This is a genomic window from Zymobacter palmae (assembly GCF_003610015.1).
Classification (GTDB): Bacteria; Pseudomonadota; Gammaproteobacteria; order Pseudomonadales; family Halomonadaceae; genus Zymobacter; species Zymobacter palmae.
Map to the genome: position 1 here is coordinate 672,796 of NZ_AP018933.1, position 20,197 is coordinate 692,992.

Annotated in this window: 20 protein-coding genes; 7 read left to right on the plus strand and 13 right to left on the minus strand. The window is 55.9% G+C overall.

Features of this window, described 5'->3' with window-relative positions; translation table 11 throughout:
* Window positions 1-170: 170 nt before the first annotated feature.
* The 4 genes from rnd (at window position 171) to ZBT109_RS03015 (ending at window position 3,204) form a co-directional block, all read left to right on the plus strand.
* Window positions 171-1,295 (plus strand): ribonuclease D, encoded by a 1,125-nt coding sequence (gene rnd / locus ZBT109_RS03000; protein WP_051523778.1) that lies wholly within the window; start codon window positions 171-173, stop codon window positions 1,293-1,295.
* A gap of 14 nt (window positions 1,296-1,309) precedes the next feature.
* Window positions 1,310-1,606 (plus strand): YcgL domain-containing protein, encoded by a 297-nt coding sequence (locus ZBT109_RS03005; RefSeq protein WP_027705073.1) that lies wholly within the window; start codon window positions 1,310-1,312, stop codon window positions 1,604-1,606.
* Window positions 1,606-2,088 carry a YcgN family cysteine cluster protein gene (locus ZBT109_RS03010; RefSeq protein WP_027705074.1) on the plus strand — a complete coding sequence of 161 codons (483 nt, stop codon included), beginning with the start codon at window positions 1,606-1,608 and terminating at the stop codon, window positions 2,086-2,088. Before ZBT109_RS03005 ends, ZBT109_RS03010 begins: the two co-directional genes overlap by 1 nt.
* A 204-nt stretch (window positions 2,089-2,292) precedes the next feature.
* A complete protein-coding gene (locus tag ZBT109_RS03015; RefSeq protein WP_027705075.1) occupies window positions 2,293-3,204 on the plus strand; it encodes a cation diffusion facilitator family transporter in 912 nt (303 codons plus the stop codon).
* Between the two features lie 190 nt (window positions 3,205-3,394).
* Here ZBT109_RS03015 and ZBT109_RS03020 read toward each other — a convergent pair whose 3' ends face one another.
* The 7 genes from ZBT109_RS03020 to ZBT109_RS03050 form a co-directional block, all read right to left on the minus strand.
* A complete protein-coding gene (locus tag ZBT109_RS03020) occupies window positions 3,395-4,345 on the minus strand; it encodes a hypothetical protein (protein WP_027705076.1) in 951 nt (316 codons plus the stop codon).
* Window positions 4,346-4,374: 29 nt separating this feature from the next.
* A complete protein-coding gene (locus ZBT109_RS03025) occupies window positions 4,375-4,881 on the minus strand; it encodes a hypothetical protein (protein WP_027705077.1) in 507 nt (168 codons plus the stop codon).
* A 559-nt stretch (window positions 4,882-5,440) separates the two neighbouring features.
* Window positions 5,441-6,277, minus strand: a complete 837-nt coding sequence (locus tag ZBT109_RS03030) for a MetQ/NlpA family ABC transporter substrate-binding protein (RefSeq protein WP_027705078.1) — start codon at window positions 6,275-6,277, stop codon at window positions 5,441-5,443.
* A gap of 14 nt (window positions 6,278-6,291) precedes the next feature.
* Window positions 6,292-6,948, minus strand: coding sequence for a methionine ABC transporter permease (locus ZBT109_RS03035; protein ID WP_027705079.1), 657 nt, complete (start codon window positions 6,946-6,948; stop codon window positions 6,292-6,294).
* Window positions 6,938-7,978, minus strand: coding sequence for a methionine ABC transporter ATP-binding protein (locus ZBT109_RS03040; protein ID WP_051523779.1), 1,041 nt, complete (start codon window positions 7,976-7,978; stop codon window positions 6,938-6,940). Before ZBT109_RS03040 ends, ZBT109_RS03035 begins: the two co-directional genes overlap by 11 nt.
* A gap of 13 nt (window positions 7,979-7,991) precedes the next feature.
* Window positions 7,992-9,188 carry a M20 family metallopeptidase gene (locus ZBT109_RS03045; protein ID WP_027705080.1) on the minus strand — a complete coding sequence of 399 codons (1,197 nt, stop codon included), beginning with the start codon at window positions 9,186-9,188 and terminating at the stop codon, window positions 7,992-7,994.
* A 1,117-nt stretch (window positions 9,189-10,305) separates the two neighbouring features.
* Complete coding sequence (locus tag ZBT109_RS03050) at window positions 10,306-10,680, minus strand: winged helix-turn-helix transcriptional regulator (RefSeq protein ID WP_027705081.1); 375 nt, start codon at window positions 10,678-10,680, stop codon at window positions 10,306-10,308.
* Between the two features lie 358 nt (window positions 10,681-11,038).
* Here ZBT109_RS03050 and ZBT109_RS03055 point away from each other — a divergent pair, with 358 nt between their 5' ends.
* The gene (locus tag ZBT109_RS03055; protein WP_027705082.1) at window positions 11,039-11,461 is read left to right on the plus strand and encodes a DoxX family protein; all 423 of its coding nucleotides are present in this window, start codon (window positions 11,039-11,041) and stop codon (window positions 11,459-11,461) included.
* Between the two features lie 113 nt (window positions 11,462-11,574).
* Window positions 11,575-11,763 carry a hypothetical protein gene (locus tag ZBT109_RS13720; RefSeq protein ID WP_156934035.1) on the plus strand — a complete coding sequence of 63 codons (189 nt, stop codon included), beginning with the start codon at window positions 11,575-11,577 and terminating at the stop codon, window positions 11,761-11,763.
* Between the two features lie 289 nt (window positions 11,764-12,052).
* On the opposite strand, the gene ZBT109_RS03060 is transcribed toward ZBT109_RS13720, so the two are convergent.
* The gene (locus ZBT109_RS03060) at window positions 12,053-12,676 is read right to left on the minus strand and encodes a hypothetical protein (protein ID WP_027705083.1); all 624 of its coding nucleotides are present in this window, start codon (window positions 12,674-12,676) and stop codon (window positions 12,053-12,055) included.
* Window positions 12,677-13,121: 445 nt separating this feature from the next.
* Between ZBT109_RS03060 and ZBT109_RS03065 the strand changes: the two genes are divergently transcribed.
* Window positions 13,122-14,186: a sulfate ABC transporter substrate-binding protein gene (locus tag ZBT109_RS03065; RefSeq protein WP_084261786.1), complete on the plus strand. Its 1,065-nt coding sequence runs from the start codon at window positions 13,122-13,124 to the stop codon at window positions 14,184-14,186.
* Between the two features lie 196 nt (window positions 14,187-14,382).
* Here the strand turns inward: ZBT109_RS03065 and ZBT109_RS03070 are convergent, their stop codons facing one another.
* The 5 genes from ZBT109_RS03070 to ZBT109_RS03085 all read right to left on the minus strand — a co-directional run bounded on the left by ZBT109_RS03070 (window position 14,383) and on the right by ZBT109_RS03085 (window position 20,180).
* Window positions 14,383-15,420, minus strand: a complete 1,038-nt coding sequence (locus tag ZBT109_RS03070; protein WP_038278145.1) for a sulfate/molybdate ABC transporter ATP-binding protein — start codon at window positions 15,418-15,420, stop codon at window positions 14,383-14,385.
* 3 nt (window positions 15,421-15,423) lie between these two features.
* Complete coding sequence (gene cysW / locus ZBT109_RS03075) at window positions 15,424-16,251, minus strand: sulfate ABC transporter permease subunit CysW (protein WP_027705085.1); 828 nt, start codon at window positions 16,249-16,251, stop codon at window positions 15,424-15,426.
* Window positions 16,248-17,096 carry a sulfate ABC transporter permease subunit CysT gene (gene cysT, locus ZBT109_RS03080; protein ID WP_027705086.1) on the minus strand — a complete coding sequence of 283 codons (849 nt, stop codon included), beginning with the start codon at window positions 17,094-17,096 and terminating at the stop codon, window positions 16,248-16,250. Before cysT ends, cysW begins: the two co-directional genes overlap by 4 nt.
* Window positions 17,093-17,314, minus strand: a complete 222-nt coding sequence (locus ZBT109_RS13515; protein WP_027705087.1) for a hypothetical protein — start codon at window positions 17,312-17,314, stop codon at window positions 17,093-17,095. The genes cysT and ZBT109_RS13515 overlap by 4 nt, the downstream gene beginning before the upstream one ends.
* Before the next feature lie 793 nt (window positions 17,315-18,107).
* Complete coding sequence (locus tag ZBT109_RS03085; protein WP_027705088.1) at window positions 18,108-20,180, minus strand: S9 family peptidase; 2,073 nt, start codon at window positions 20,178-20,180, stop codon at window positions 18,108-18,110.
* Window positions 20,181-20,197: the final 17 nt, after the last annotated feature.

The window sequence follows — 20,197 nt, forward strand, 5'->3', positions numbered from 1 at the left end:
GGCATAATAGGCACCTTATCGAAAGGACAAGGACGCGATCGCTTCGTTTCAGACAGCGGTTTGTCGCGGTTTCCCTTGAACAAAGCGGGCTTCGTGCCCGCTTTTTCCTTTGTCTGCCATCCGTGTCGCACGGATGCATCGTCGAACGGATTGGATACGAGTAACCTGCCATGACCCAGCCCTGGTTCTGGATCGATAGCCCTGAGGCGTTGAATGATGCCTGTGCCCAGTTGGCGCAGAGCGACGTCATCGGTGTCGATACCGAGTTTCTGCGTGAGACCACCTTTGCCCCGATTCCGGCCCTGATTCAGCTCGGAAACGGTCAGCAGGCGTGGTTAATCGACCCGATGACGGTGGCGCCGACCGATGCCGTCCGCCACCTGCTGGGGCCAGAAGGGCCTGTTAAGCTGCTGCATGCTTGCGGAGAAGATCTGGAAATCTTCCAGTTGTGGCTGGGGGATATTCCGCGCCCGATGATCGACACTCAGGTAGCTGAAGGCTTCTGCTGTGGTGAGGCTGGTATGGGTTACAAACGCTTGGTTGAACAGCGGCTGGGCGTTGATCTGCCCAAGGATGCCACACGTTCTGACTGGACCCAGCGCCCGCTGACCGAAACCCAGTGTCGCTATGCCGCTCTGGACGTTCAGTACCTGCCGCCGATCTGGGCGCAGCAGAAAGCCGAGCTGACCGCCTCGGGGCGCCTGAGCTGGGTCGAAGCGTGCTGTCAGGCGATGATAGAAGTGGCCTCACATCCCGTCGATCACTCGCACTACTATCTGCGCCATCGTCAGGCGTGGCGGCTTGATGCGCGCCGACTGGCGGCACTGGCCCGCTTGTGCGCATGGCGTGAAGAGGAAATCCGTCGTCGCAACATCCCGCGTGGCTATCTAGCCAATGATGGGCAGTTAATGACTATCGCCGAGCGTCTGCCGAAGAACATTTACAGCTTGGCTGATATCCAAGGCTTGCGGCCTTCCTTTATCAAGCGCGACGGCGAAACCGTGCTGGACATGATCCAGAAGGTACTGGCGCTGCCCGAAAGTGAGCTGCCCAAGACGCTGCCTTCACAGCAAGGCACCGCATGGAAATCTACGCTCAAGCCGTTGCGTGCCGCCGTGAATGAGGTTGCCGAATCACTTGGCATCGCGCCGGAACTGTTGATGCGTCGCCGCGAGCGTGAAGAGTGGATTACCGACTGGCTGTACGGGACGCGTCCTGCGCTGCCGGATGACTGGCGTGCACCGCTGCTCGCGCCGATATGGGACACGGTCTTCGTTCAGCCCGCTGCTAAGTAAGGAGTTCCATCGTGATGCAACGTTGCCTGTGTCAGGTCTATCGCAGTAAGCGCCATGACGGCATGTACCTGTTCGTCGAAAAGGCAGAAGGGCTAGCGCGTGTGCCTGAAGCACTGCTGGCCGAATTTGGGGTGCCGGAACCGTCGATCGTGTTCGTGCTGACGCCCGAGCGCTCAATGGTGCGTGTTGATGCGATGACGGTACTGGCTGATATCGAAGCGAAGGGTTTCCATCTGCAGCTGCCACCGCCGAAGGATGGCTCCGTGCAGGGGCTCAATGCCTACAGCGCGCCGACAGAGGGACGTTACTGATGAGTACGGTAGCTGTTCCTGAGCTGCGCGAGCGTTTCTGGGAGCGTTATTCGCTCGAAGAGATGACCGATGCCGAGTGGGAAGCGCTGTGCGATGGCTGTGGTCAGTGCTGCCAGATCAAGCTGGAAGACCCTGACAGCGGCGAACGGGCCATCACTGATGTGGTGTGTCGTTTGATGGATACCACGACGGCGCGCTGCAGCGATTACGACAACCGCTTTTCGCGTGTACCGGAGTGCCTACAGCTCAGCCGTGACAAACTGGAAGAATACAGCTGGTTGCCTAATAGCTGCGCGTACCGCCGTCTGTACGAACACCGTGCACTGGCCGGCTGGCACCCTCTGCGGGCGGGTAGCGACCGTCGCATGCGTGAGAAGGGCATCAGCGTTGCGGGACGCGTGTACTCGGAAGCCAATGTGACCGATGCCCAGCTGGACGACCATATCATTGCTATCTTGCCGATTGCGCCATCGTTTCGCTGAACGCTAAATGGCGGGATGTTTGTACCCGCAATGCACCGGAGGGAGCTCATGTTGTTTCGTGATGGAAAGCGAAACAGCGCGTGGCTCCCTCTGCGCTTTCCGATGCGCTTCATATACACTAGAGGCACTGTCACGACGACAGTACATCCCGCCTGACGACAAGCCGAACGGGATGCCGCATTTCCATAACCCTCTGGTGTCACCATGAAGACCAGTCGCCTTGAGCAAAGACTGATCACCTACTCCACCCTGATGATGTCCCTTGTCGCTATCGGCGGCCTCGGCTTTGGGGTGTACTCTGGATCGCATTCCATTCTCTTCGACGGTTACTTCTCGGTCATTGCCGTCGCCATCAAACTGCTGATGTTCTTCATCGTTCGGCTCGTCGAGCGACAAACCAGCGACCGCTTTCAGTTCGGCTTCTGGCATCTTGAACCGATGGTACTGGTGCTGGAAGGCGCGTTCGTCTTCGTCATCGCCATCTACGCACTGGTCAATGGCGTTATCGGTATCATCGGTGGTGGTCACGCCGTCGAGTTCGGCGCCGCATCCGTATACGCTGTACTGTTCACTGTGTTGAACGGTTCCTTCTTCTTTTACGTCCGCAACCGCAACCGAACGCTCAAATCGCGTCTGATCCAATACGACAACGTGAGCTGGCTCGTCGATGCGATGCTGTCGGCAGGGCTGATGGTCAGCTTCCTGCTGGCGTGGTGGTTGCAGCAGACACAGTGGGCGTGGCTGTCAGTCTATGTGGACCCGCTGTTGCTGGTACTGTTGGCGATTGCAATGTTCCCGATGGCGCTGGAGATACTGATGCCGTCGTTCCGCGAGGTGCTGGGGATGGCACCTGAACCGCTCGACGCTCGCGTGCAGGAGAAAGTCTCGACCATCGTCAAGCGCTACGGCTTCATTGGTTACGAAACCTACGTTGAGCAGCACGGTAGAGGGCGCTTCATCGAAATTCACATTTTAGTGCCCGATGACTACCGCGTTGAAACCCTGAAGACACTGGACGTTATTCGTCAAGAGTTGGCCGATGCGCTCGGCAAGCCTTCACCACACCGCTGGCTGACGATCTCCTTCACTTGTGATGAAAAATGGATGTCGCCTTGAGTCCGGTGGGCTGATAGGTTGCTTCTCCATAACAACGCCCATGTCGTCGATCTGACGGCATGGGCGTTGTCGCATGGCGAAGGTGTCCGTGAAAAGGCTGCAGAGGAAAGACATCGGGCGTCACGCAGCGCCTTGCTTCTGCACCGCCTTTTTTATCATGTGTCGCCTGTGCTGATGTCTCTCTATTTGCTTAATAATACGAGAAGGGATGGGGCAGGTTGGTCGGCACGTAGTGCAGCAGATACCCTCCCCTGAAGATCAGATAAGCCGACACCTGTGACAGCACATGCAGGCCTAGCATGATACGCAGTGATACACCTGCGGCGCGCAGCGTGCCGAATATTCCACAGCAGATCAGCATGGCAATGGCATTAGTGGTGAGCAATGACGAAGACAGCAGCATCACAACGATCGAACTCAGCGCTACGCCGAAATAGCCCGTGTTCGTGTCGATGCGCCGAAATAGGTCGGTGATGATTGCCATGCCGACGACCAACGGTATCTTGGACAGTATCAGGTACGTCAGCTCGTACGGTATCGTGTCATGGCCGTAGGCTAGCGAAGGGGCGATGCTCAGTATCACGGGTGAGAAGAACAGTAACGCTAGCACCAGCGTGAGCAGGACAACGGCCGATTTGAACTGCCGTGCGGCCCAGCGATCCCAGATGACCCCGACTATCACAAACATGACCAGCCCCCACTTTGATATCAGTGGGTAGAGCACATTCACTAGGTTGGTGCCGTAGTCGAGAAGGGAGTCGGGCGGCATCAGCAAGAACAGGTTGTAGGCACAGATCAGCGTAATAACGATGGCCATGTAGGCTGACGAGGATGCCGGTCGTCGTGCATGGAGAAATGCCGCCAGAACGGCCGATTCATCGCGGGGAGAGGGGACAATGTTGGCGCGGACAAGCGGCCAGATCAGGCACAGCACCGTGCCGACAATCAGGCCCGGCGCGGTAAGGCCGATGGTAGCACGGAGTGTCGGTGAACAAAGGCCCATCGACGGGGGCAGGGCTTTCTGCACGAAGGCCGCCAACGGTGCAGCATGCCAGTAGTAGACCGCGAGCAGGACAGACAGTGTTATTCCACCCGCGTACAGCCTCATATGATGCGGTGCAGGAGAGGCTTGATTACTCATAGAACGTGTATCCCTATAGATGGCGGTATTCACTGCGCGGCCGGCTGAAGCATGTCGCTTAGGCGCGTCAGGCCGTTCTGCAGCGCCATCTCTATGGCGTAGTCAATGATGTGGGTATTGTTGTTCTCGTTGTAGGGCAGGCATTCGCTGAAGCCGCGTTCGCCATGGATGATGCAGTTGCCCTGTTGGCGTACCACACTGACCTGACGCCACGGGAAGAACACGACTTCGGGATCCTTAAACAGCTTCTTGCGACTGATATGGATTCCTTCATCGCTGACCATCGATCCGCCGACCACATAGCGTTCGCCTGCGCGGAGCCCTTCCAGAAGGCGTGTCAAAATCGCAATGCCAGCCATCTGCCAGATCGTGTCGACAATAGTGCTGTACACCGCTTTCCGGCGGGTACGGATCGTCATGGGGCGGCGTTTTTGGCGATCGTCTAGGTGGATATCGTAAGTTGTACCGGTTGGAATACCATTGTAGATGTGGCGCGTACCGCCCCAGCCCGTGGAAACGATATCGCTGAAGCGCACGAACCGGCCTCTCCATCGCACACCTTCTTGCGTGATGGTCAGTGTGCTTCTGAATATCAAACCTATCTTCACTTCATATATTGGCGTCTGCGTCGCGGGGGCAGGGGACGGCGTGGCGTTATCGGTCATACGGAGATATCTCTAGGCGATAATTAATAAAAAGTAGGTTGTGGCTCGCACGTGTACGCAATAATGATCACAATAATTAAGAACGTATTCGAAAATGTGTAGCATTATAATAACGAGCGAGACCCAGACAGTAGGTTGCGGATAATAATCTGGCAACAGATAGGCGGTATTCTAGCGGAACGTTAGTGCTAAGGATATGCGTCATTATGGCAGAACAAGTACATTGGTGGGGATGTTAGTGGGATTCTGCAAACAGGCCTTATTACTGTTGTATAAATAAGGATGACAATAAGTGCTTGATAAAGGCACGTGCCAAAGCCGCTGCCGTGAGAGTGATCACTTCACGAATACGTGTTATCACGAGTAACAATTCAGAGCAGGCTAAAAAGCCTTCCCGAGCGGGAAGGCAAGGTGAGGTACACAAAGGGGCTTATTGCTGCTGGAGTTCCGGAGGCAGGTTCCAGAAATCATTGGCATTGTGGGTGATGATGTACTGTTTGAAGTCGTGAGAGAGGTACGCTTGCTTAATCTCTTCAGCCCATTTGGTCTTTTCGTTGCCAGCCTTGACGGCTACGACCAGATATAGGTTATCGATCAGGTCTTCGCGCAGCAGGCTCTTGCTCTGATCAACTTGGGAGGCATAGGCCACGCTGCCGGGAATAACGGCATAGTCGACGTCCTGCAGCGTCCTTGGAATATTCGCTGAATCCATCTCGACAATGTCGAGCTGTTTGAGGTTGTCGGCGATATCATTGCGCGTCAGCAGCACCGGGTTGGCATCAGCTTTCAGTGTTATCCAGCCTGCTTTTTCGAGCAGACGGTAGGCGCGCGAGGTGTTGGACGGGTCTTGTGGAATTGCGATCTTGGCATGGGCGCTGATGTCGTTCAAAGACGCATGACGTGTCGAGAAAATGGCAGCGGCCACGGTCGGAATGCGCACCAGCGGCGTCAGGTCAGCACCGCGCTGGGCGTTGAACGTGTTCAGGTACGCAGTGTGTTGATCCACGTTGAAGTCCACGGAGCCTTCGTTGATGGCCACATCGGATTCCAGCAGCCCCGTGAAGTTCACGTGCTTCACCGTATAGCCTTTCTGCTGCAGGATCGGCTCTACTGCGGAAATGAACAGCTCGCTGTACGGTCCCGGTGAGATTCCCATAGTAATTTCATTCTTGTCGCTGCCGACAGGGGACTTGTCGTGGCCGCAGCCAGCGAGGGCAAAAGGAACCAGTACGGCAGCCAGTGATGCGCTAAGCAGATAGGTCTTCATGATCGTTATTCCTCTCAGTTCCCTTTGAAGTATCGGGATAGGGCATTACCCAGTGATTGTAGTAGCTGCACGACGATGATCAGTGTCACGACCGTGATGATCATCGCGACGTTGTCGAAGCGCTGGTAGCCATAGCTGATCGCCAAGTCACCGATACCGCCGCCCCCGATGGCACCGGCCATCGCCGTGGCGCCAATCAGGGTGATGATCGACGTGGTGTAACTCAGAGCGATCGAGGGGCTGGCTTCGGGCAGCATGAAGTGCCAGATGATCTGGAAGGTAGTGGCTCCCATGGCATCGGCAGCTTCGATAATGCCGGTGTTGATCTCCAGCAGAGAGTTTTCCAGCAGGCGTGCGATATAGGGCGTGATGAAAAGGGTCAGTGGCACAATCGCTGCCGTTGAGCCGATCGAGCTGCCGACAATCAGGTGCGTCAGCGGTATCACGGCGATCATCAAAATGAGCGAGGGCAGCGAGCGCAGGATATTGATGATGGTGCTGATGACCGTATATAGCGGAACGTTCTGCTTTAGCCCCTGCGGGCGCGTCAGGATCAGGATTAAAGCCAGTCCCATGCCCAGCACTGCGCCGATCGCGAACGATACGCCGGTCATGAAGAGGGTCTGGTAGGCCGACTGCAGGAAAAGTCCGGTGGTGATGTTAGTCGTCATGCTGGAACTCCCGAGGGTCGATCTGTACCGCTTTTATGTTCTGTGATGAAAGGTACTCAAGTGCGTTAGCGATCTCCTGTTCCTGACCTTTGAGGATCACGAACATATGGCCGATGATGTCGCCTTGGATATCGATCATGTTGGCGAAGATGATGCTGAGTTCGACTTCACCGCGGCGAATGAGCTGGGTTAATGCCTGCTCGTTGGCCGTTGGGTTAAGGAATTCCAGCCGGTAGAGGTGATCGGCATCGGTCTGAGACAGCGACCTAAACACAGTCACCGGCAGTTTCTGATGGATGATGGCGTTAACGAATTGGCGCGTCACCGGGTGCGTGGGTGCTTTGAACAGTGCGGGGGTTCTGCCCTGCTCAACCACGCGGCCACCGCTCATCACCGCCAAGCTGTGACAGGCATAAGTGACCACACTCATCTCGTGTGTGACGATAACAATAGTGACGCCGTGTTCCCGGTTGATCCTTTTCAGCAGATCGAGAATGGAGCGGGTCGTCTGTGGGTCCAGCGCTGAGGTGGCTTCATCGCATAGCAGAATATCCGGCCTATTGGTAAGCGCGCGCGCAATACCCACGCGTTGCTTCTGGCCGCCGGACAGCGCACGCGGGTAAACATCCTTCTTGTCTTTCAATCCCACATAGTCGAGCAGGTCATCGACGATCTTTTTGCGTTCTGATTTTTTAACCCCGTTGAGAAGCAGTGGCAGGCCGACGTTCTCGGCCACGGTACGGTTTTCCAGCAGGTTGAAGTGCTGGAAGACCATACCAATCTTCTTCTTCTGTTGTCGCACGGCCTGCGGTGAGGCCTGAGTAAGGTCGCGTCCGTCGATGAACACGCTGCCGCTGGTGGGCGTTTCCAGTGCATTGATCAGACGTACCAGCGTGCTTTTGCCCGCACCGCTGTGACCGATAAGACCGAATATCTCGCCTTTGGGGATCTCTAGGGTGATGTCATCTAGAGCCAGAACATTGCTCTGACGCTGCGAGAATGACTTCGTTATGTGCTGAAATCTGATCATGTCGTCTTCTCTGTCACTTTGCCTGCTGTCCATCGAGTACATGCCGATGGGCGGCGGTAATGGATGTCAGCAGTGAAGGCGTCTGGATGAGCTCGATGGCTGTCAGGGCCAGCACTCGTGCGCCTAGACCGATGCTGTCCAGTCCCTTGCGACTCTTGGCAGCCTCTCTTGAGTCTAGTGAATGCAGCACGATAGGCGTGTCCGAAATGCTGATCATGGGCTGAATCGTCGGCACGAGCTGGCTGACGTTGCCCACATCGCTGGAACCGTAGCCTTCGTTCACCGGCTTTTCTTCGAGCGTCTGGCCGTACAGTGCAAGGTTGCGGGCATAGACATCATCGAATTCACGGATGATTAGCGTGTTATCCAGTTTGTTGTCATATTTGTCGAAGAAGGCTGACGCGCCTGTTGCCAGCGCTGCACCTTGCACGATATCGCGGAACCGTTCGGTCATGGCATTCAGCACCGGACGTGTTTCGGCTCGCAGAAAGAATTTGGCACTGGCGTGCTCGGGAATGATATTGGGCGCGGCACCGCCATCGGTGATGATGCCGTGAACGCGGGCCCCCGGCGGTAGCTGCTGACGCCAAGCATTGACGCCATTGAAGACCTGAATGACGGCATCCAACGCATTGATGCCTGCTTCAGGCCGTGCCGCGGCATGGGCGGCTTTGCCAACGAACTGCACATTCACCATGTCCACGGCCAGCGAGGGCGAGGTGCGGGTGTGTCGATAGCCGGGGTGAGCGCACAGCGCTGCATCGACATCGTCGAAGAAGCCCGCCTTCACAAAACTGTCTTTGGCCCATCCCTGTTCACCGCCTTCCTCGCCCGGCGTACCGTATACCCGGACTTCACCGCCGATCGCGTCGATGACATGGCGCAACGCACTGGCGGCCAGTGATGATGTGGTGCCGAACAGGTTGTGGCCACAGGCGTGACCGATATCGGGCAAGGCATCATATTCGGCAAGAAACACGATAACGGGACCGGGTTTCGCACTTGCGTAGCGGGCATCGAACGCGGTGCGATGACCTGCCACCTCCTGCCGTACGGTAAACCCTTGCTGCTTCAGTAGAGCCACTAGGGTATCGCGGGCAAAGAACTCATGATTGCTGGTTTCAGGCGTTGCGTGGATCTGTAGCGCTGCCTGTTGGTAATCGCCTAAGAACGTCTCCACGAAGGTGTCGATTGCATCGCGTAGTGCCATTTGTCCCATCCCTTTAGTTTTTCGTCGAATGTGGGTGCGCGCGGCTTCATAACCGCGATAAGTGATCATGATCAGCAATCGCTATTTTTATGTGATGAAATAAAAAAGAGGCTGATCTGACGGCGTAGAACACGACGGTATGAAATAAATAACTTATTTAAGTGCGCGTTATTTACATATTCTTAAAACATATGACGTGGAGCGTCAATCGAGGGGCTAGACGCATATGATCTTAAGATATAATGCGTGCAGTGTTTCTTTTACATGTGTGATAAAGGTTCATTGATGGCAACGGTGGTGGAACCGGCCGTTGCTTTGGCGAGGCGCGATGACGATGGATGGCCTGCAGCCACAGCACACGATGGGTCACCAACGGCGCATACGGTGCTTTTCATTGACAGGATTTCATAAGGAAATAGGGACTAATCGCCTTATTTATCTTCATTGAATAATAAGAATAGAGCTGTCGTATTACCTATGATTAGCGTAGGAATAATACGGTTATGCAGGATACGCTGATAATGAATGTCGCAGCAGTAAACGTATGGGGGATACCATGCGACATGTACGACATCTGTGCCGTTGCGTGGTAAGAGACGGTTTCATAACCTGAGCGATGGCTTTTACCCTCTCTAAAATAGACGGTTTCTACCGCAATTTTGTGGTTTGAAGTCCCTTCAATGATATGGGTATTGGGGTTATGAAATAGGCGCTAAAGAGCGGGTCATCCAATAGGCTCCACCACGTCGCCACACCATCTGTGCCGCTGCGCATGAAGAAGTGGATAATCCGATAGGCCTTACCGTGTTGCCACCGTATCCGCGCCACTACGCATGAGGGAGCGCTGCCATACGCTGAGCTCTCGTTGCTCGCGTAACGTCGTGCGTTGTGGTGAGGTTCGTAGTGTCGGGTAGGTAGCCTGATGGCTGGCGGGAGCATTGATCGTCTGCTTGTATGCCGCTTCGTCGGGAGGAACAGGAACATGCCGACCACACCAGTGACTGTGTGGCATGGTGCGTAACGCTTGGCGCGTCGCCGCCTTGAGTGCTTATTGAGGAGCGCTCTTCGCCGCTATGGGAAGCGGCGGGGCGATTGTCAGGGATGTAGAGGGCGACTTTCAGGCCTGCTGGGCCTCGTCATAGGCCGTCTGGGCGGCGATGATGGCGTTCATGTTGTGTTCGGCCCAATGGGTGAGCACCGTGACGGTCTCCGTAAGCGTTTGGCCCAGTCTTGTCAGACTGTATTCAACCGTGACCGGTACAGTGGGCTGCACTTCGCGGTGAACTAGGCCATCGCGTTCAAGTCGACGCAGGGACTGCGTCAGCATTTTCTGTGAAATGCCCTGTATGTCGCGTCGCAGGCTGTTGAAGCGAACGGGTCCCTGTTCTAGCCGATCCAGAATCAGCAAGGCCCATTTGTCGGCAAGCCGTCCCAGCACTTCTCTGGCCGGGCAGCAGTCGTTGTAAATATCGTAGGTAAACCGTTCACTCATAACCACTGTGTTCTCTTGAGGTAGTCACTCGGAGGTAACGTAGTGTCGTGCAGGTGCCTTCTTTCACGACATTACCATTGTGTATAAGCTGAAAATGATTTTCATTGCCTAGTAGGGCGTCTAGGTGTGTATCCGTCGTCTGCATCGGCGGCTGAAAGCGAGCTGTCTTGCAATGAACGCTAGGCCTATGCCTCTCGAGCGAGGACGCTGTTTTCCTGCACGAAGCGCGCCATTTTGACTATACCTACCTCTCTATGGGGTCGACAACGTTTAGCGACCATAAGGGTGCCTGACATCAGTAGGCACGTGAATGCTTTTTCATAGCGAATGACCTGACTGTAAACCTTAGGAGGTTTCCATGCTGACTCGATTTAATACCGCAGTGGCTCACTCTGATTTTGGGCGACTTCTGCTGCGCCTGACGTTCGGCATCCTGATGTTGTTCCACGGTGTTTCAAAAGCCCAGCACGGTATCGGCTGGATCTCTGCCATGCTAGACGCCAAGGGCATCCCGGGGTTTATTGCTTACGGCGTCTTTATTGGTGAAATAGTTGCGCCGATTCTGATTATCATCGGTGTGCTGACGCGTCCTGCAGCGTTGGTATATGCCTTTAACCTGCTGGTTGCGACGCTGTTGGTGGGTATGGGACGTTTCTTCTCGCTGACGGACGTCGGTGCATGGGCTCTGGAAACCGAAGCGCTGTATTTCTTCGGCGGGCTTAGCATCATGTTCCTGGGCGCTGGTCGCTATGCACTGGGGGCCAACTCACGCTGGTCATGACGGCGTGAAGGTGCGGCCGTCTGAATGTGCCATCATCAGGCGGCTGCACGAATGGTTCGCTAGAGCGCTAATCGTAGATGTATTGCGTCAGGCATGACGCAAGATTCAATGCGATGAGTGGACGATTTTTCTATACCGATATTTATCGTCTATCAAACAGTAGCCGTATCGCCCTTAAGATGGAAAAGGACAATTGGCTGCCCTATGCTGTTGCCTTAACGGCATGTATTCAGAACCTCAATGCCCACGTCATTGCGGGGGCTTTAACGCATCACATTGCGGTAAAAACCATCTGTCTTTAAAAGAGCAAAAGCGATCATTCAGGTAATGAAATAGTCTCTAGACACCCTGTCGTTCTACTTGCCTATGTCGTGAATGGCGCTTTCTTTTAGTGTTGCTCCTACTGTTATCCTGCCGCAAAAAACTTGGCGCAGCTGCGTTCAAAGCCGCATGCTTCTATATTGGCCAACGGCCTGAATCGCCAGTGTATGTACCCTCATGTATACCGACAAAACGTTTAGAAGGGCGAACATTCACTTGCTGGCTTCGTCCTAGGGGTGTGGCATCAGTGTGTAGGGGCGTAGACACCTGCTATTTCAATAACTGACTGAGCTGATCGTAGCCGTGCTCAATGGCTGAAGACACCATCGCTTCGAGCAAGTGGATGTTGTCGCACGAGGCATAAGGCAGCTGATGGAACAGCCCATTACGCTGGCCGATGAACAGCTGGCCGTTGTTGCTCCACAGGTCGACGCGATCCCATGTGAAGTAAAACATCTCCGACGGCCTTAACAGGCGAGGGCGCGAGATATACAGCCCTCGGTCGTCGATGACTGCACTTGAAAACCGGTAGCGCTTGCCGTGTTGCAGGCCTACCAGCAGCGAGATCATAAGGCGCGAACAGGCATGTTCCCACAGCTGCTCGACTATCTTCTTGTACACGCTCTTGCGGCGCGTCACGATCTGGGTTGGAAAGCGATCGCGGTCATCCTGCAGCAGAATGCAGTAGATCGTGCCGGTTGGGATGAAGCTGTAGATAGGGTACAGCCCGCCCCAGCCGATTGCGGCAATGTCATTGAAATGGATAAAGCGGTTTTTCCACTGAAGTCCTTCTGCCGTGATGGTGAGCGTCTTCCTAAAAATCAGGCCAATTCTGGTGGTGTAGACGCTGTCCTGATGGTCATGGTGCGTGAATTCAACGAGTGCCCCTGTCATTGCATCCCCTCCTGCCACCGCGGCTATGGTGTGCGGTGCCATTCTGAATATAAACATAGGTGTCGATTGATAGCGGTACATGCATCATTTAATTAAACAAAATGCTTTTTATCTGTGCATGTGATTTGGCATGGTGTTAATGATTATTGATATCGGCATAGATGCTATATAAGTTTGATATTTATTCTTCTTTATAATGCGGCGCGTTAAATGAGTGTAAGGGCTTACCGCTATTAATGAAGTATGATAATGACGATATTTCTGAATATTGAAGAATAAAAATATTATGAGGGAAAGGGGGCGCAGTTATAGTCGATCTGTCACTTTCAATATGGATAGCTGATCCGCATAACAACCTTACCAATCAGTATTTCTGTTGATAGGGGATTGCTTCGTACACTCGAAGCAGGCCTTTCATCCATTACGGCAGCAGGAGTACGACAGCATGGCATCGACATTCAAGAAAGTAGCATGGCTACTCCCGTTGTGGCTGGCTTACCAGCCAGTGGCGCATGCAGAGGATATTTCACTGCTGAACGTGTCTTACGATCCGACGCGCGAGCTGTATCAGCAATACAACCAAGCTTTTAGCCAATGGTATCGCCAGCAGAGCGGCGATCAGGTGTCGATTCGCCAAAGTCACGGAGGGTCGGGCACCCAAGCACGTAGCATCATTGAGGGGGCGCCTGCGGACGTGGCGACACTGGCTCTGGCCTACGATATCGACGCCATCGCGGAACGCGGACGCAAGCTGGTCGCGCCGGACTGGCAGAAGGCGTTGCCCGACCGCAGCTCTCCCTATACTTCCACGATCGTATTTTTAGTGCGCAAGGGCAATCCTAAGCACATTAAGGACTGGGATGATCTGATCAAGCCCGGCATCTCGGTGATCACGCCGAACCCCAAAACCTCCGGCGGCGCACGCTGGAATTATCTGGCGGCATGGGGGTATGGGCTGAAGCAATCGTTGGGTGATCTGAAGGCCTTGCATGATCCGGCGCGCAAGGCGGATGTGGCAAAAGCGCAGGCCGATGCACAGGCGTTTGTGACGCAGTTGTTTAAGCATGTACCCGTGCTGGACAGTGGGGCGCGCGGTGCGACCAATACCTTTGTTCAGCGTGGGCTGGGGGATGTGCTGATTGCGTGGGAAAACGAAGCGTTCCTAGCATTGAAGGAATCGGGCGGGCAGGACTACGAGATCGTGACGCCGTCGATCAGCATTCTGACCGAGCCGCCCGTGGCGCTGGTCTCCGGTAACGTTGAGCGCAAAGGGCCGAAGGCCGAGCAGGCCGCCAAGGCTTATCTGGAGCATCTGTACTCTCCGGAAGGGCAGCGCATCGTGGCAGAGAACTTCTATCGTCCCCGCCGTACCGAAGGCGTTCCAAAAGCGCTGCTAGACCGGTTTCCAAACTTCCAGCTGACAACAGTCGACGATTTTGGCGGCTGGCAGACGGCGCAGAAGACCCACTTTGCCAACGGCGGTACCTTCGATCAGATCTACAAGCGCTGATCGCGCACCGCCTCTGTTCGCTATCGTCATAGAAAAAGGGGCCTCTGGGGCCCCTTTTTCTATTGTTATGGCGAGTCTAGCGTCTTGTGTGTTGATAGAAGTGAAGGGCTTTTTGCCGCCGGAACCTGTGGAGAAGGGCCTCCCGATCAATCCTCCGCGTTATCACGCGAGGGGTAATGAGGTGGGCCGCCGGTGCTTACATGGGAAAACTGAACAGGTGATGTGGCGTTGCGAAGACTCGCTCGCCGCGCGTGAAGCGCTGCTGTTCCGCGATATGGTGGGGCAGTAAGGCGTGCCAAGGGCGTTCCAGCCACGGTGCGTGCAACTCGACGCGGACATGCGCGCCCAACGATACAACGTCATGGATATCGACGGGCAGGTACGTATGAGATGCATCGGGCTGGCGGTCGAGTCCTAGGTCGTAGGGACGAATCTGCACCGTAGTGCTCTGGGCGGGCAGGTAGGCCTCACCGCATGTCAGTAGGCCGTCTGCCAACTGGCCCTTGAACAGGTTGCTTTCTCCTAAAAAATTGAACACGAACGTGTTGCTGGGGGCCTGATAGAGGGCTGTGGGCGTGTCGATCTGCTCAATGCGGCCGTGGCTCATCACTGCAACGCGGTCCGACAGTTCGAGCGCTTCCTCTTGATCGTGGGTGACGAAGACACAGGTGAATTTGAGCTTGTCATGCAGTGCTCGCAGCCAACGGCGCATCTCGACGCGCACCTGAGTATCGAGCGCGCCGAACGGTTCATCCATCAACAGTACCTTGGGCTCAACGGCCAGCGCGCGAGCCAGTGCCACACGCTGCTGTTGACCACCGGACAGCTGAGCGGGCAGGCGTTTGGCCAGAGGCGATAGCTGGATGGTGTCCAACAGGCCATTCACTCGCTCGGCAATCGCCTGTGACGAAAGGCGCTGAGCGCGAGGCTGCACGCGAAGCCCGAACGCAATGTTTTCGAAGACTGTCATATGGCGGAACAAGGCATAGTGCTGGAATACGAAGCCGATTTGACGATGGCGTACGTGTACCGCCGTCATGTCCCGGTCACCGAAAAGGATGCGGCCCGCGGTGGGGTGTTCCAGACCGGCAATGATACGCAGCAGCGTCGTCTTGCCGGAGCCTGACGGTCCGAGTAGCCCAACCAGCTCTCCTTGTCTTATCTCCAGAGAGGTCGGATGCAGGGCCGTGACGTCCCCGAAGCGGCGTGCTACCTGATCTACGATGATGCTCATCCGTTACTCTCCTTCGGTGTGCTGCTGGGCATAACGATCCAGCAGCGCCTTAATCAACAGGGTGAGGACCGCCAGCAGTGCCAGTATCAAGGCGCTCGCAAAGGCGCCTACGATGTTGTAGTCCTGATAGAGCTGCTGGACCTGTAGCGGCAGTGTGCTGGTGTCACCGCGAATAGCCCCAGATACGATGGATACAGCTCCGAACTCGCCGATGGCGCGTGCATTGGTCAGCACTACACCGTACAGCAGCGCTAGACGAATATTGGGCAGCGTGATACGGAAGAACAGCGTCCAGCCGTTGGCCCCTAGCGTCACGGCCGCTTCCTCTTCCAGACGTCCTTGTACCTGCATGACGGGAATGACCTCACGCGCGACGAACGGGCAGGTCACGAACAGCGTGACGAGCACAATGCCCGGCCATGCAAACATCAGCTGTATGTCGTGGTCTGCAAGCCAACCGCCCAGCCAGCCATTGGTGCCATACAGCAGCAGGTACAGTAGCCCCGCGATGACGGGGGACACCGCAAAGGGAATGTCGATCAGCGTCTGCAGCAGGCGGCGCCCGGGAAATGAGAATCGCGTGATTAGCCATGCTAGCGTGACCCCGAACACCAGATTGATCGGCACGGTGATTACTGCCACCAGCAAGGTAAGCAGCAGTGCTTTGACCGTGTAGAGGTCGGTGATACTGGCCCAGAACGGTTGAACCCCTTGCGCGAAGGCCTGCGCAACGATGGCGATGAGTGGCACTAGTAGCAGCCAGAGCGCTACTAGGCTGGCGGCACCGATCAGTACGCGCCGTACCGTGCGCTGATAGCCGATTCTGATCATGCCTCACCTCCATGCAGACGGCGGAAGAAGCGGGCCTGCCACGCGTTGATGAACAGTAGAAGCAGCAGCGATGAGGCCAGCACCAGCGATGCCAGTGCCGCAGCGTTGGTGTAGCTGTATTCTTCAAGCTGCGTGACGATCGCCAGCGACATCACCTCGGTCTTGTAAGGGGTATTGCCTGCGATGAAAATCACTGCGCCGTACTCGCCCAGTGAGCGGGCCAGGCTTAGCGCACCACCTGTCAGTAGGGCGGGCCATACCATCGGAAACAGTGCACGCCAGAACGTCTGACGTTCGGTTGCGCCCAGCGACACAGCCGCTTCTTCGAGTGTCGCTGGCAGTTCTTCCAAAATGGGCTGCACGCTGCGTACCACGAAAGGCAGGCTCGTGAATACCATGGCCATGATGATGCCCAACGGCGAGTAAGACACCGTAATGCCCACTTTGGCCAGCCATGCTCCCAGTGCACCGTTTGGTGCGTACAGTGTGGCCAGCGTGATGCCGGCAACGGCAGTGGGCAGCGCAAACGGCAGATCAATCAGCGCATCAAGCAGAGTGCGGCCGGGAAAGCGATAGCGCACCAATACCCAGGCCAGCAATAACCCCGTCAGCACATTGATGACTGACGCTGCCAGTGCAGTAAGAACCGTCACCTTGTAACTCGCGATGTTGCGTGAATCGGTAATGACCCCCCAGTACTCCGCCCAAGACAGCTGCGACAGCTGCCCAATCAGGCTGGTCAGTGGCAGCAGCAGGATCAGCGCGGCGTAAAGCAGCGTCGTGCCCAGCGACAAGGTAAACCCAGGCAGCACGCGACGCGTCGATAGCAAGGTTGAATTGCTCATTGGGACGCAGTGCTCCTGCGGCGGTCGTAGGGTGCCGTTTCGCGAGCCTGTGCTTGCCATAGCGATGGACTGAAGGTCGTCAGGCCGCCAAGACCCTCGTCTGCCAGCATGAAAATGCGCGGGATGCCGCTCGCTGCGTGCTGTACCGCACTTTCTTCAAGGCGAACAACGCGAGCGATCTTCTGGAATAACGCGCGCAGTACGGATGAAAGTGTCATGACGCCCCCCTGTCAGCCATGGCCGATGGCATAAGGCGACGCGGGCGTCCCTTCATGTCATCAAGTCATGAAATAATGAGGTTTTAGAGTAAACAGCTTTGTAATCGGCTGACAATTAACGGGCTAGTTCTTTTTTTCTAACCTTAGAAGCACGGTGATTCTATTACAGTAGAACAGGACGCTATAGAAGTATGAATGCGAGCGTATTGGGGAAAAGTGCAGGAACGTGTAAATGGCGGGGCGGTAAGGCTCATAGTGACCGGGGGGACTATGGCTGGCGGTGACATGTATCTGAATTATAAGAGTGGGTCACGATAGTAACCTTAATCTTTAAATATAAGTCATCACCTATATAACACGCTAATGGGCAGGCGAAACTGCATTGCGCATAGCCACTTATGGTTGAATTCTGTTGACGATCATCATTTAGCGCGAGAGATACCGGTGCTTGTCTGCATACAATAGCTTTAAAGCATGTTTCATAACCCTAATACCCATGTCATTGAAGGGGCTTCAAGCCACAAAATTGCGGTAGAAACCGTCTATTTGGGGAAGGGTAGAAGCCATCACTCAGGTTATGAAACAGCCTCTTAGTGCCACAGCATTTTAGTGACTAGTCTGATGGCAAGGTGAGCGAGGCATCGCTGTCTTGCCATCAGATTCATACCGATACCGATGCTTATCCTGTCAGCACAAGGGATGCGGCGCGCATGATGAGAACGGCGCTGGGTAGCCCGGTGGCAGATGGGCCCACAGCCGCCGTGTATGCGATTTGCTGTGAGCCACCTAGGTGCTATCTATCGGCACATTGCAGCGCCCAGAGAATAAACGCGTCCTGTCGTGCGGTATCGCGCCATGCTTCGAAGCGCCCCGAGGCGCCACTGTGACCGGCATCCATTTCAGTGCGCATCAGCACGGGGCCTCGCGCCGTGCCGGCCTGCGTGATGCGGGCATAGAGCTTGGCGGGTTCCCAATAGGCCACGCGAGAGTCGTGCCAGCTGCCTTGAATGAACAGGGCGGGCCAGGGTTGATCACGCACGTTATCGAGCGGCGAGTAGGCCTTGATGCGCTCAAACACATCGGGTTGCTCGGGGTTACCCCATTCGGTGTATTCCGCCGTTGTCAGTGGCAGATCGGGGTTCTGCATCGTGCGCAGCACGTCGACAAACGGCACATCCAGTACGGCGGCGCAGAAGGCGTCCGGGGCCAGGTTAATGCTGGCACCTACCAGTAGCCCACCAGCACTGCCACCGTGGGCCACGACATGCTGCTCATCGCTGATGCCTTCATTGACCAATGCATCGCGAGCGGCAATGAAATCGGTGAACGTGTTGTGCTTGTGTTCTAACTTGCCAGCACGGTACCACGGTTCGCCGCAGTCACCGCCACCGCGGACATGGGCCACCGCAAAGGCGACACCGCGTTCGAGCAGCCCTAGCCGCGGAATGGAAAACCACGGATCGAGCGCTTCGCCATAGGCACCGTAGCCATAGAGTAGTGTGGGCAGCGGCGCACCAGTGGCGGCTGCCGTTTTTGTCATCACGACCGATACCGGCACCTTTACGCCATCCGGTGCGGTGGCCCACAGGCGGCGTGCAACGAGATCGTTCGGTTGAAGATCACCATAGACGGGCTGCTGCTTCAACAGCGTGCGACTGCCCGTGTCGAGGTCGCAGGCAATATAGCGCGGTGGGGTGGTGAAACTCTCTTCGCGGATGCGCAGCGTGCGGCTGTTGAAATGCGGGATGTCCTCCAGCATCAGACTGGAAGGCGATTCTTCCAGCGGCAGCAGCGCATCATGGGTCACCGCAAAGGTTGCCGTTGATGCTGTGGCCGATGGCGTCCCTTCGATAATGCGTAGCCGTACCTGTGCATCCGCATGATAGCGCTCGGTCAGCACGATACCCCATTCGAAGGCATCTACGCCATCCAGCGTGACATCCTCGCGTGCTGGAAGCCAGGCGTGCCACTGTGCCGGAGCACTTTCCGGGGCCAGATCAAGCTGCCCCTGCGGTAGCGTGGTGTTATGCAGTACTAGAAATACACCGGGCATATGGTCCAGATGGTATTCGATACCCGTTTCACGTGGGCGAACACAGGTCAACGTGCGTGAAGACAGATCGGCCGGCAGCAGATGCGTCTCTGAGGTGTCCTTGGACGCGGTTTCGATCATTAGCCACTGGCGTGAACGCGTTTTGCCCAGCCCAACCCAGAATTCGGTATCGTCTTCTTCGAACAGGCAGAACGGCGCGTTGGCCTGCTGTGTATCCATCGCCCAGACGCTGGCCGGGCGCTGGGTGGCATCGTAGTGGCTATACAGCAAGTGGCGGTTATCTTCTGCCCAGATCAACTCGGGGCCGATGCCTTCGGCCAGCTTGATCGGTTCGCCTGAGGGCAGAGGGCGCATGTAGAGGTCGTAATATTCATCGCCGCGGGTATCGAGCGTCCAAGCTAGCCATTGTTCATCCGGTGAAATGGCCAAGTCGCCCAGTTCGGCAAATCCCGTTTCGCGGGCGAGGGTGGGCAGGTCGAGCAGCGTCTGGCGCTGTTCAGGCTGGCCAATGGGATGCCGATACCATATGGGGTATTCCGCCTCGGCTTCGGTGTGGTGCCAGTACACATGATGGCTCAGCGTGGTGGACAGGCTGGTGACGGCCAGCTCTCGGCGTTTTAGCTGCTGGTCATACAGCCGTTCGATCAGCGGTGTTAGCGGCGTAAACCAGGCGTTGGCTTCCTGATTGGCGGCCTCTAGAAAGCGCCGGACCTGCGGGTCTTCCCGCGATTCCAGCCACAGCCACTCGGGATCGTGATCCTGAAAGAAAAGGTCAACGGGGCGTTCGGGTCTTGATGGAGACTGCGCTTTCATCACTGGGCGTGTACCAT

Excerpts from the sequence above, each read along its gene's own strand:
- ZBT109_RS13515 (WP_027705087.1), bottom strand. The coding sequence starts at position 17,314 with ATGACACTTTCATCCGTACTGCGCGCGTTATTCCAGAAGATCGCTCGC.
- rnd (WP_051523778.1), top strand. The coding sequence starts at position 171 with ATGACCCAGCCCTGGTTCTGGATCGATAGCCCTGAGGCGTTGAATGAT.
- ZBT109_RS13720 (WP_156934035.1), top strand. The coding sequence starts at position 11,575 with ATGAGTGGACGATTTTTCTATACCGATATTTATCGTCTATCAAACAGT.
- ZBT109_RS03005 (WP_027705073.1), top strand. The coding sequence starts at position 1,310 with ATGCAACGTTGCCTGTGTCAGGTCTATCGCAGTAAGCGCCATGACGGC.
- ZBT109_RS03030 (WP_027705078.1), bottom strand. The coding sequence starts at position 6,277 with ATGAAGACCTATCTGCTTAGCGCATCACTGGCTGCCGTACTGGTTCCT.
- cysT (WP_027705086.1), bottom strand. The coding sequence starts at position 17,096 with ATGAGCAATTCAACCTTGCTATCGACGCGTCGCGTGCTGCCTGGGTTT.
- ZBT109_RS03040 (WP_051523779.1), bottom strand. The coding sequence starts at position 7,978 with ATGATCAGATTTCAGCACATAACGAAGTCATTCTCGCAGCGTCAGAGC.
- ZBT109_RS03055 (WP_027705082.1), top strand. The coding sequence starts at position 11,039 with ATGCTGACTCGATTTAATACCGCAGTGGCTCACTCTGATTTTGGGCGA.
- ZBT109_RS03020 (WP_027705076.1), bottom strand. The coding sequence starts at position 4,345 with ATGAGTAATCAAGCCTCTCCTGCACCGCATCATATGAGGCTGTACGCG.
- ZBT109_RS03050 (WP_027705081.1), bottom strand. The coding sequence starts at position 10,680 with ATGAGTGAACGGTTTACCTACGATATTTACAACGACTGCTGCCCGGCC.
- ZBT109_RS03065 (WP_084261786.1), top strand. The coding sequence starts at position 13,122 with ATGGCATCGACATTCAAGAAAGTAGCATGGCTACTCCCGTTGTGGCTG.
- ZBT109_RS03035 (WP_027705079.1), bottom strand. The coding sequence starts at position 6,948 with ATGACGACTAACATCACCACCGGACTTTTCCTGCAGTCGGCCTACCAG.
- ZBT109_RS03060 (WP_027705083.1), bottom strand. The coding sequence starts at position 12,676 with ATGACAGGGGCACTCGTTGAATTCACGCACCATGACCATCAGGACAGC.
- ZBT109_RS03015 (WP_027705075.1), top strand. The coding sequence starts at position 2,293 with ATGAAGACCAGTCGCCTTGAGCAAAGACTGATCACCTACTCCACCCTG.
- ZBT109_RS03070 (WP_038278145.1), bottom strand. The coding sequence starts at position 15,420 with ATGAGCATCATCGTAGATCAGGTAGCACGCCGCTTCGGGGACGTCACG.
- ZBT109_RS03045 (WP_027705080.1), bottom strand. The coding sequence starts at position 9,188 with ATGGCACTACGCGATGCAATCGACACCTTCGTGGAGACGTTCTTAGGC.
- ZBT109_RS03010 (WP_027705074.1), top strand. The coding sequence starts at position 1,606 with ATGAGTACGGTAGCTGTTCCTGAGCTGCGCGAGCGTTTCTGGGAGCGT.
- ZBT109_RS03085 (WP_027705088.1), bottom strand. The coding sequence starts at position 20,180 with ATGAAAGCGCAGTCTCCATCAAGACCCGAACGCCCCGTTGACCTTTTC.
- cysW (WP_027705085.1), bottom strand. The coding sequence starts at position 16,251 with ATGATCAGAATCGGCTATCAGCGCACGGTACGGCGCGTACTGATCGGT.